Source organism: Dissulfurispira sp. (genome assembly GCF_036745535.1).
In the GTDB taxonomy this organism is placed as follows: Bacteria; Nitrospirota; Thermodesulfovibrionia; order Thermodesulfovibrionales; family Dissulfurispiraceae; genus Dissulfurispira.
Genome location: NZ_DAIOFX010000067.1, coordinates 5,692 through 8,414 on the forward strand (window position 1 = coordinate 5,692; position 2,723 = coordinate 8,414).

At 45.4% G+C, this 2,723-nt stretch carries 6 protein-coding genes and 1 pseudogene; all 7 read right to left on the reverse strand.

Features of this window, described 5'->3' with window-relative positions; all coding sequences use genetic code 11:
- Positions 1 to 589: pseudogene (locus V7L97_RS09940) on the reverse strand (ABC transporter ATP-binding protein); the annotation flags it as partial.
- The gene (locus tag V7L97_RS09945; RefSeq protein ID WP_333655548.1) at positions 586 to 735 is read right to left on the reverse strand and encodes a hypothetical protein; all 150 of its coding nucleotides are present in this window, start codon (positions 733 to 735) and stop codon (positions 586 to 588) included. The pseudogene V7L97_RS09940 and the gene V7L97_RS09945, both read right to left, overlap by 4 nt.
- Positions 698 to 994, reverse strand: a complete 297-nt coding sequence (locus V7L97_RS09950; protein WP_333655549.1) for an FtsX-like permease family protein — start codon at positions 992 to 994, stop codon at positions 698 to 700. Before V7L97_RS09950 ends, V7L97_RS09945 begins: the two co-directional genes overlap by 38 nt.
- 59 nt (positions 995 to 1,053) lie before the next feature.
- Positions 1,054 to 1,743 carry a hypothetical protein gene (locus V7L97_RS09955; protein WP_333655550.1) on the reverse strand — a complete coding sequence of 230 codons (690 nt, stop codon included), beginning with the start codon at positions 1,741 to 1,743 and terminating at the stop codon, positions 1,054 to 1,056.
- A 7-nt stretch (positions 1,744 to 1,750) separates the two neighbouring features.
- Positions 1,751 to 2,044, reverse strand: coding sequence for a hypothetical protein (locus V7L97_RS13055; RefSeq protein WP_442891807.1), 294 nt, complete (start codon positions 2,042 to 2,044; stop codon positions 1,751 to 1,753).
- The gene (locus V7L97_RS09960) at positions 2,044 to 2,319 is read right to left on the reverse strand and encodes a nitrous oxide reductase accessory protein NosL (protein WP_442891806.1); all 276 of its coding nucleotides are present in this window, start codon (positions 2,317 to 2,319) and stop codon (positions 2,044 to 2,046) included. Before V7L97_RS09960 ends, V7L97_RS13055 begins: the two co-directional genes overlap by 1 nt.
- A gap of 13 nt (positions 2,320 to 2,332) precedes the next feature.
- Positions 2,333 to 2,404: a hypothetical protein gene (locus tag V7L97_RS13060; RefSeq protein ID WP_442891808.1), complete on the reverse strand. Its 72-nt coding sequence runs from the start codon at positions 2,402 to 2,404 to the stop codon at positions 2,333 to 2,335.
- Positions 2,405 to 2,723 lie beyond the last annotated feature (319 nt).

The following is a 2,723-nucleotide window of genomic DNA, read 5'->3' on the forward strand; positions in this document are numbered from 1 at the left end:
TTATAATAGTCTTTCCTTCGTCCTTCAGTCTCTTCATAAAACCCATGAACTCATATGAAAGTTTTGTGTCGAGGTGAGCGGTCGGTTCGTCAGCAATGATTATCGAAGGGTTATTGATCAACGCCCTCGAAATGGCAACCCTCTGAGCCTCCCCCCCCTGACAGCCATTCCGTTTTTGAAGACTCCTTGCCCGACAGGTTAAAAAGACTTATGATATCCGCTGCCCTTTCTTAATGTCCTTTAAATCCTCTCCGCACGGGTATGCCGGAAGCATTACGTTTTCTAAAACGGTAATGCCCCTTAGGAGGTTGAACTGCTGAAAGACAAAACCGAATGTCCTGCGCCTTATTTCCGTAAGAAACCTTTCCGGAAGGCTCGTCACTTCCCTGTCTATAAGCCGCATCCTGCCTGCGGTAGGCCTCGACATGCATCCGACAATACCGAGCAGCGTGGTCTTGCCGGAGCCGCTCGGTCCTTTTAATACCGTAACCTTATTTAACTCTATATCGAGGCTTATCCCGTTTAAAGCAATAAATTCATTCGGCCTGCCCGCATTGAATACCTTTTTTATGTTATCAAGACGTATCATTTCATCACCGAATCGGGATCGACAGTAGCCGCCCTCCACGAAGGCACGATTGTCGCTACCGTATAAGGCAGGACAACGAGGAAAAACAGGGTCGCAATCTGATAGGCGTCAATAAAAGGCGTTAGCCTGAATTCCGGATAAAGCACAGACCACCCCCATAAGCACCGGCTTAAAAAGAGAAGACGAGGTGAAAAAGACATGGATATAAGATAGAATTATTCCGGCAAAAAAAGCCGACAGAGACACTACTGCGCCTTCCCAGAACTTCATCAATATCACGTCCGACGTCTCCCATCCTATGGCCTTTAATATTCCTATCTCCTTCCTCTCCTTTGCGCTAAGACCTGTCGCCCTGTCCCACGCGAATATTATGAATGCTGCCACCGCGCCCCAGAATATCAGCATCGCAATCCCGCTCCGCCAATTCAAGACCGACTCATAAGTCCTTAAAATCTCATCCCTGACTATGGGCTTGTGTCGGGCAGTATTTCCGTAATCTTTCTGGCAACGGTCTGCACCTCTCTCGGATTTATAACATTGAGGGTCAAATCCGTAAAGCGGCCTTGAGATATGCCGAAAAGCGCCCTGAAATCTTTTTCAGAGATCAGAATAATATCCGCTGAGATAAGTTCGGATTCCGAAGGCAGGATACCCGCTATATTAAGATAAACCGGATTGCCGTTATGCGCCCTGAAAGGCATGACATCTCCTTCATACGCTAAGCGCACTCTCGATATGCCGCTGCCGATTATGATGTTTCCATCCGCAACTTTTGATAAGTCTATACCCGCAAACGGATTCGCAGGATCTGCAACCATAAGGGTGTAATTCGCGCCTGCTATAGGGTCGAAATAATATCCCCATAATCGTCCTTTTACGGAACGCACTCCGCGGATGTCCTTTGTTTTCGCCATATATTCCGAAGGCATAAGGTCATGCCTTCCCGCGATTATTCTCTGGACGACTATTTCCGGAGCGCTGTTAAGGACAACCGCGGCCTCTTTTTTTATCGCGTGAGTAAAAAACATGACCGACGCTAAAATGAAAACAACAAACGTATAGACAACGATCAGGGCCGTATTCCTTCCCTTTCTCCTGAGCAGCGACGAGAGGGTGAAATCGAGGATATTCATATGCCTTTTAAAAGAGTTCAAATTACCCTCATCGCCTCCGGATATGCTCTGGAGGATTTATTAACGAGCCGGACGGGAAATGCTCCAGAGAAAGGGGATAATCCTGAAACGGAGTATTCAAATCGGCCATCGAAGGATGTCTTGTGTATCTTGCCTCCGTAAAAAGGCATAAATCCGTAAGTCCCAATACCCGCGCCATTTCGGCCTTTCTCTGAAGAATATTCGCCTCATTTTTCACTCTCGATGATGAATATATAAAGATAAGACATAAGATCAGGATTCCCGTTAACATCTGGATAAAAAACAGAAACGACTTTCTCATCATTCAAGAAGTTTCAGCGTTTCAACGGTTATTTCCTGAAAGGTCATCACCCTCTGTCCTTTATGATCCTTCATAAATCCCTTAGCGCCTGCTTCTCTTTCAAAAGGAACCAGTTCCCTGCCCATAGGACCGTAGACATCGCTCCCGATCACATAAAACGCCTTTTTAGCGTCAATGATCTTCAGGCCGTAATAGTCGGTTACGTATATGGAGTCGATGTCGGATACGCCCTTAGAGGGATTATACTTTTTGACGTTAAAATAATATTTCATCATATCTTTAACGCCGTCAAAAAAAAGCGGTAGTTCCGTCCTTGAATATTATCTGAGATACCCAATCCGGATATTTCGCTACAAACATCCCGCAGACCGGGCATTTGTCCTTAGCGGAAGGCTTTACTGGTTTTTTCTCTCCAGCGTACGAGTGACAGGTAAGAAGTGAGGGATGAAAACTAACAAAAAACAATATAATAATTGTGAAAATTATTTTTTTTAACTTTCAACTCTTAGCTCCTCTCTCTTAACTGTATTTTAATGTTTATGCCCCTGCATTTTCATCTTTCTTTTTTCCCTTATCATCTTCGTGTCCTCATACATATCCTCATAAGCAGCCTTTATCGCCTCGTCGAACGCGGCGATCTTCCCTCCGTTGTCCTTTATAAAGGCCCCGGCATCCTCCT

Bases quoted from the DNA above. Each gene is read 5' to 3' on its own strand.
- V7L97_RS09960 (WP_442891806.1), bottom strand. From the start codon at position 2,319: ATGATGAAATATTATTTTAACGTCAAAAAGTATAATCCCTCTAAGGGC.
- V7L97_RS13055 (WP_442891807.1), bottom strand. From the start codon at position 2,044: ATGAGAAAGTCGTTTCTGTTTTTTATCCAGATGTTAACGGGAATCCTG.
- V7L97_RS09950 (WP_333655549.1), bottom strand. From the start codon at position 994: ATGCTGATATTCTGGGGCGCGGTGGCAGCATTCATAATATTCGCGTGG.